The 7,031-nt window shown below is 32.3% G+C and carries 8 protein-coding genes and 1 pseudogene; 6 read left to right on the plus strand and 3 right to left on the minus strand.

Translation table 11 applies throughout. The features are described from left to right. Window positions 1-9: 9 nt before the first annotated feature. The 3 genes from fdhF to fdhD are packed head-to-tail and all read left to right on the plus strand — an operon-like array spanning window position 10 to window position 4,200. The gene (gene fdhF, locus AOG55_RS05395) at window positions 10-2,946 is read left to right on the plus strand and encodes a formate dehydrogenase subunit alpha (RefSeq protein ID WP_048101247.1); all 2,937 of its coding nucleotides are present in this window, start codon (window positions 10-12) and stop codon (window positions 2,944-2,946) included. 1 nt (window position 2,947) lies between these two features. Further along, window positions 2,948-3,391: a DUF1641 domain-containing protein gene (locus tag AOG55_RS05400; protein WP_156150286.1), complete on the plus strand. Its 444-nt coding sequence runs from the start codon at window positions 2,948-2,950 to the stop codon at window positions 3,389-3,391. Beyond that, window positions 3,388-4,200 carry a formate dehydrogenase accessory sulfurtransferase FdhD gene (gene fdhD / locus AOG55_RS05405; protein ID WP_052656705.1) on the plus strand — a complete coding sequence of 271 codons (813 nt, stop codon included), beginning with the start codon at window positions 3,388-3,390 and terminating at the stop codon, window positions 4,198-4,200. Before AOG55_RS05400 ends, fdhD begins: the two co-directional genes overlap by 4 nt. Window positions 4,201-4,365: 165 nt before the next feature. Here fdhD and AOG55_RS09850 read toward each other — a convergent pair whose 3' ends face one another. The 3 genes and pseudogenes from AOG55_RS09850 to AOG55_RS09760 all read right to left on the minus strand — a co-directional run bounded on the left by AOG55_RS09850 (window position 4,366) and on the right by AOG55_RS09760 (window position 5,025). Then, window positions 4,366-4,494, minus strand: coding sequence for a transposase (locus AOG55_RS09850; RefSeq protein WP_269082533.1), 129 nt, complete (start codon window positions 4,492-4,494; stop codon window positions 4,366-4,368). Between the two features lie 28 nt (window positions 4,495-4,522). Beyond that, a pseudogene (locus AOG55_RS09755) lies at window positions 4,523-4,825 on the minus strand (transposase); the annotation flags it as partial. A gap of 71 nt (window positions 4,826-4,896) precedes the next feature. After that, window positions 4,897-5,025 carry a hypothetical protein gene (locus tag AOG55_RS09760; RefSeq protein ID WP_255350855.1) on the minus strand — a complete coding sequence of 43 codons (129 nt, stop codon included), beginning with the start codon at window positions 5,023-5,025 and terminating at the stop codon, window positions 4,897-4,899. A gap of 96 nt (window positions 5,026-5,121) precedes the next feature. Between AOG55_RS09760 and AOG55_RS09855 the strand changes: the two genes are divergently transcribed. From AOG55_RS09855 to AOG55_RS05425, 3 genes are all read left to right on the plus strand, one after another. Next, the gene (locus AOG55_RS09855; protein ID WP_048101245.1) at window positions 5,122-5,367 is read left to right on the plus strand and encodes a DUF4143 domain-containing protein; all 246 of its coding nucleotides are present in this window, start codon (window positions 5,122-5,124) and stop codon (window positions 5,365-5,367) included. Further along, window positions 5,357-5,545: a DUF4143 domain-containing protein gene (locus AOG55_RS05420; RefSeq protein ID WP_048101244.1), complete on the plus strand. Its 189-nt coding sequence runs from the start codon at window positions 5,357-5,359 to the stop codon at window positions 5,543-5,545. Before AOG55_RS09855 ends, AOG55_RS05420 begins: the two co-directional genes overlap by 11 nt. Window positions 5,546-5,848: 303 nt before the next feature. After that, window positions 5,849-6,973, plus strand: coding sequence for an MFS transporter (locus AOG55_RS05425; RefSeq protein ID WP_269082534.1), 1,125 nt, complete (start codon window positions 5,849-5,851; stop codon window positions 6,971-6,973). Window positions 6,974-7,031: the final 58 nt, after the last annotated feature.

Raw genomic sequence — 7,031 nt, forward strand, 5'->3', positions numbered from 1 at the left:
GATGATTTAATGCCAGAATTAAGAGTTTTTATAGATAAAAATGAATATAATGTCGAAAAAGGTAAAACTATTCTAGAAACCATGATGGAAAATAATATAGATATACCGCATGTATGCTTTAACCCAGCTCTTGGACCAATAGAATCATGTGATACATGCATTGTTAAAGCAAATGGCAAATTTGTAAGGGCATGCTCCACAGAAATTGAGGATAATATGAATATATGTTATGAGATAGAAGATGTAAAATCAAGGCAGTTAGAAGCAGTGAATAGATTACTTACGAGACACAATTTACACTGCACTGTATGTGAAAATAATAACGGTGACTGTGCATTGCATAATGCAGTTGATAAGTTAAATTTGGAAAGGCAAAAATATCCGTTTGAAAAAAAGGGGTATGAACCGGATTATTCAAATCCATTTTACAGGTATGATCCAGATGAATGTATATTATGTGGGCGGTGTGTTGAGGCATGCCAGGATGTTGAGGTAAATGAGACTTTAAGCATAGACTGGTCACTTGAGAAACCACGTGTTATATGGGATGATAATAAACCAATAAATGAGTCTTCATGTGTTTCATGTGGCCACTGTGTTACCGTTTGCCCTGTAAATGCCTTGATGGAAAAATCAATGCTGGAAGAGGCGGGCTATTTTACATCGCTAACAAAAAAAGCCAAAGATAATTTGGTGGATTTTGGAAAAGGATTGGAGAAACCAATAGGTATTGGCATGATAATGAAAATAAGCAACATTGAGGCACAGATGAGAAATGAACAGATAAAAAAGACAAAAACTGTATGTACATACTGTGGTGTTGGATGTTCATTCACTATGTGGACCAAGGGAAGAAAAATTTTGAAGGTACAGCCGGAGATTGAATCACCGGCGAATGGTATATCCACATGCATAAAGGGTAAATTTGGATGGGATTTTGTAAACAGCAAGGAAAGATTAAAAAAGCCACTTATAAGGAAAAATGGCAAATTTATTGAGACATCATGGTCAGATGCAATAAGGTTCGCTGCCAATGGATTAAAAAAGGTTTCTGAAAAATACGGCAATGAATCAATAATGTTTATAGCATCATCAAAGGGAACTAATGAAGAAGCATATTTAATGCAGAAACTTGCAAGACAGATATTTCACAACAATAACATTGATAATTCCTCAAGGTTTTGTCAGGCTCCTGCAACAACAGGACTGTGGAGAACTGTAGGTTATGGTGGTGATGCAGGATCAATAATGGATATTTACAAATCTGATCTTGTGTTTATAATAGGGGCAAATACAGCAGAATCCCATCCAGTTATTGCAACAAGAATAAAAAGGGCGCATAAATTAAATGGGCAGAAATTAATAGTTTCTGATTTAAGAAAAAATGAGATGGCAGAACGTGCAGATATATATTTGCATCCTGCACCTGGAACTGACATTGTACTGCTTTCCGCCATAACAAAATATATTATAGATAAAAAATGGCATGATAAAAAATTCATAGATGAAAGAGTAAATAATTTTGATGATTATTATAAAAGTCTATCATCATTTACACTGGAAAATGCTGAAAAAATAACAGGAATACCAAGGAATCAGATTATAAAAACTGCAGAGATGATTCATAGTGTTAAAAATATGTGCATACTATGGGCCATGGGTGTTACACAGCATTCTGCAGGGTCTGATGAATCAACTGCAATATCTAATTTATTACTGATAACCGGCAATTACGGAAGACCAGGCACAGGAGCGTATCCTTTAAGGGGACATAACAATGTACAGGGTGCAAGTGATTTCGGTGCAATGCCAACTTATCTGCCTGGATATCAGCCAATAAATGATAAAAATGTTATACAAAAATTTGAGAAGGCGTGGAATACAAAGCTTTCGGTTAAGCCAGGAATAGATAATGTATCATGCATAGAAAACATAGATAACGATAAAATAAAAGCAATGTATATTGTTGGACAGGAATTTGCCAGTACTGGTCCAGATTCTGAAATGGTAAGAAAATCACTTGAAAATCTTGAATTCTTAATAGTTGAGGATGTATTTTTCTCAGAAACTGCAAAATTTGCAGATGTTGTTTTGCCGGCAAGCGTAAGCCTTGAAAAGGAAGGTACATTTGTGAATACTGAAAGAAGGATACAGAGATTGTACAGAGTCATGGAACCATATGCTGAAACCAGACCTGACTGGGAAATAATTCAGGATATTGCAAATGAGCTTGGAGCGGGATGGAATTATAAAAATCCATCTGATATAATGGATGAGGCATCTGAATTGTGCCCCATATTTAAGGGCGTTAATTATTCCAGGCTCGAAGGATTTAAGAGCCTTCAGTGGCCCATGAAGGAAAATGGTGAGGATTCTGAATATTTATATGAGGATAGATTCAATTTCCCTGATGGCAAGGCAAGACTATACATACTTAAATACAGGCCTCCATTAATGGAGGATGAAGAATACCCGCTTCACCTAAACAATGGAAGAATGCTTGAGCATTTCCATGAGGGAAATGAAACATTTAAAACCCCCGGTATAAGGGAAAAAGTGCCTGACACCTTTGTTGAGATATCAAATGACCTGGCAAAGGATTATGGCATAGAATCCGGTGATTATGTAAAAATAGTCTCAAAGTGGGGCAGTGTAAAGGTACGTGCCCTTGTAACCGATAGAGTGAGTGGAAATGAGCTGTATATGCCTATGAATGCTGCATATGACGAGGAGGGCATAAACATGCTTACGTCATATAACCGCGATCCTGATTCAGATACACCGTCATATAAGGAATTGCCTGTTAAAATAATTAAATTAAAAGATAAGGGTCCATCTCCACTTCCAAAAACAAATCCAAGATTTGGAAAACGTGTTCCACAAAAAGGAATAAACATAGAAATGAAGTGGAAGAGAACAGATTATGTAAAATTAACGGATGATTAAAATGGCAAAACCAATAGAATATATTGAGGAAAATGAAAAAAACGAAATGGATATAACAGACATGCTGCCTGAGGAATATAAGGAAAGTTTCAGCAACCTTCTTAAAACAGTTAAAAATCTTAACGATTCCGGGTTTTTTTCACTTATTAATGCATTAACATCAAATTATAAATATATCATAGACACATTATCAGACCAGCTAGAATCAGAGGATACAAAAAGATCCATGACAAATATTTTTAGTATATTCCAGCTTTTATCAAAACTGGACACAGATAAAACTGTAAATTACATGTCAGAACTTGGAAATGCAATAAGTAATGCTAAAATTCCTGATAGAAGATATGGGCTTATGGATATAGCGAGGACTATAAATAATAATGATACTGCCAGGACTATTATATTACTGTTGAAGATACTATCAGATACATTTGGTAAAAAATGAATCCATATATTAATAAAAAAATTATAAAATGTATCGATGGAAATAAATATTTTACAAATGATTACATAACATCAGAAGAACCCCTGGAAATAAGATTATCAGATGGCAAAAACACAGAGCCGGTGTCGGTTATAATGAGAACACCGGTTGATGATTTCCCACTTGCCGTTGGATTTTTATTTGATGAAGGAATGTTAAAAATAAAAGATTTTCAAGGCGTAAATTATGATTATGGAGCTAAAATAAACGAAAAAAATAATATAGTTATAGTAAGTGTAAATAAAATTGATTATGATTTAACAAATCAGAGAAATTTTTACGTTAATTCAAGCTGCGGTGTATGCGGTAAAACAAATATAGAGAATGTTTTTATAAAAAATTCCAAATTTGTGAAAATAAAAGATAGGGTAGAACATAATCTGATTTCTTTGTTACCAAAAAAAATGAGGGAAAATCAGGAGATATTCAGATATACAGGTGGTATACATGCCGCTGCCATATTTGATTATAATGGAAATTTGATATCCATATCTGAGGATATAGGAAGGCATAATGCCGTTGATAAATCCATAGGAAAACTTCTTCTCAATGGTATATCAAGGATGGAGGACACAATAATGCAGGTGAGTGGTCGGGCAAGTTTTGAAATAGTACAGAAAGCGGCTATGTTTGGCATATCAATTATTAGTTCAGTCTCTGCACCCTCATCGCTTGCGGTGGAACTTGCAGATACATTTAATATTACATTAATTTCTTTTGCACGCGATAATAAATTTAATATATATACTCATGATGAAAGAATACTTTAAAATAACATTATAAATTTTATATTAATCATCTTGATGTTGGATATATAATCATATTTATTAGTATAAAGACCCATAATAAAAAAATGCCCCAGGATCCCGGAAATGATTCCTTCACTGCATTGATTATTCCCCTATGGCCATCTGATATTACCAGCTTTGCTCCTGTCAATCCCTTTCCTTGAGTTTAAAGAAGAAATTATTCCAGTCCATCCCATCCTCTGAATTATAAATATTAATGGAAAGAATCTGTCTTATTCTATTGCTGTTTACACCTATTGATGTGTATAATGCCATTGATTTATATTTATTATTTTCCCTTACCCTAAAGTATGATGCATCTATATAGGTATATTATTTTATCATCTATCCTTGTTTCTAAGACTTCCTTAACCTTGGCATCCAGTTCCTTATTCAGTGATGATACATACTCAGTAGATACACTGACACCAAGATTATTTATTATACTGTTAACAGATCTTGTTGATACACCATTAATGTATGATTCTGCTATTACAGAGTTTAATGCCCTTTCAACAGTGGAGTATTTGTCGAATACCTTAGTTGTAAAAGATCCTGACCTTATATCAGGCTTGTCTAATGTTAATTCACCATCCAAAGTCTTTAATTTCCTTTTTTGGTTCCATTCCTGTAGCCTGTCCTTTTATTATTCCTTTAAGATCTTACAGCATTTAACTTTCAAATGGACTGATCCATTACATTGTTTAAGAACCATGTAATCAGTTCCTTCTTTCCATCTTTTCTGTCATTTATGAAAACCTTTATTAATTCCTCTATACTTATTAATTGACTCTTTTCATTTGTCATTTTGTTTACCTCATTATAATATTGCAAATAGTCATTTTAAATTTACAGCAAAAGAATTACACTATCATCCTTTTTAATGATCATATCATTATTAACATGGGGTTTATAAATACACAAAATACGGTACACAACCACTCATTATCAAAAGAGCTTAATATTTCTAAGGAGACATTAATAAATTATTTTGGTTATTTAGAATATTCATTGATTATTAAATTGATATTAAATTTTAGAAGATCATTTACATCAGCATCACGGAAAATGAAAAAGGTATATTTTTATAATTCAGCCTTTGTATGCAATTATAAAAACATTATGGATTATAGTTATTATGAAAAATAGTTATTATGAAAAATTAATAGAAAATTTTGTCATGCAGGAACTTGATTCGAAATATTATTTCAGGGATAAAAATTATGAAATAGACTTTATTTTAAAAAATGGTAATATTATACCTGTGGAGGTTAAATATAGAAATAATGTAGAGATAAAAAATTTTATAAAAGTTTTAAAAAACTAAATTTAAATTATGGTGTAATTATAAGCAAGGATGAATTCAGGGAAGAAATTATTGATAACATCAAAATTAAAATTTTACCGGTATGGTATTTACCCATAATTAATATTAAAATTTTAAAATAAAATAATTATATGCTATGTTAATCCAAACTTTTATAATATCTTATTTTAAGCTTTTATATGGCATAAGTTAATAATCAAAAAAATAACGAACCATATAAATAATACCATTAAATAATGGTTTATGAATAAACTAAACAACAGCAAACATGTTTTTCTCTTATATTCCATAATATTAATTTTAATGGCAATCTCAATGAGATCAACTAACAATATGGTTGTGACAACCGTGCCTTTATTCTCCAAATACATTCTTCACTTTTCCTATATATTAACCGCACTTGTTACTGCAGTAATATATCTTGGCACTGTAATAGCCACATCATTTTTGAATCCATTAATGAACGCCCGGTTAAGGAAAAAGGTATTTGTCTTCTCAAATTTTTTATTAACATTGTTTTTAATACTTTACTATTTATCAAATAGCATAAGCGTTTTTATTATTTCATTTTTAATTGGGCTGGCATACGGTATAATTCTGCCAAATATAGTTACATCTGCAAGCCTCTATCCTGATCAAACAGGCAGGGAAAGGCTTTTAAGCATCTATTCCGTTGGTCTAAGTTTTAGCCTTGTCTTTGGCCCAACCCTGGAATCCTATTTGCTCAAAATTATAAGTTATAGAACTATATTTCTTTTCTTTGCACCAATTGGCATCATAGGATTTATATCATCATTTTTCATGGAATTCCCGGAAAATAAAAGGGAAACACATGGGAAATCCATTAGACATAATAGTGGCCTATGGACATCAATACTAACAATAACCACCTATAATGTTCCATTTGCCGCCCTGACCGTTTTTCTTGCCATATTTGCAGAAACAAGATTCCAGGTAAGCAGATACATGGCATACCTTCCATTTGTATTCTTCTTTACAGTATCGTTTTTTGTTAGGATTTACCTTAGCATAAGGCCAATAAAAAATATCAGGTACGCAATAATTATTGCCCCGGCAATAACAGTTATAGCCCTAATACTGTTCCCGTTTCTTCCAAATTATGATACATTTATACTTGTTATGATGCTTCTGGGTATACCGCACGGTTCCATATTTCCACTATCCACCATTGAAATATCACGTGGATCATCCATATATGAAAGGAATGCGATAAATTCTTATTTCTATTCCTATAACATGAGCCTTTTCATGATTATACCATTAATCTTTGCGGCCATAATACCTTACATAGGCTTTGAAAAAACCTTTGCGATTCTAATTATCCCTGTTATTATTTCAGTGGCAGTAATTATTAAGAAATTCTGGAAGGACGATAAAATCTTCGGGGTTAATAAAAGCATGCTTTAACATAAATTTTATAAAAACCATTATATTATCTAATCTGTTATATTATAATTTAATATAA

The organism is Acidiplasma cupricumulans, from assembly GCF_001402935.1.
In the GTDB taxonomy this organism is placed as follows: domain Archaea; phylum Thermoplasmatota; class Thermoplasmata; order Thermoplasmatales; family Thermoplasmataceae; genus Acidiplasma; species Acidiplasma aeolicum.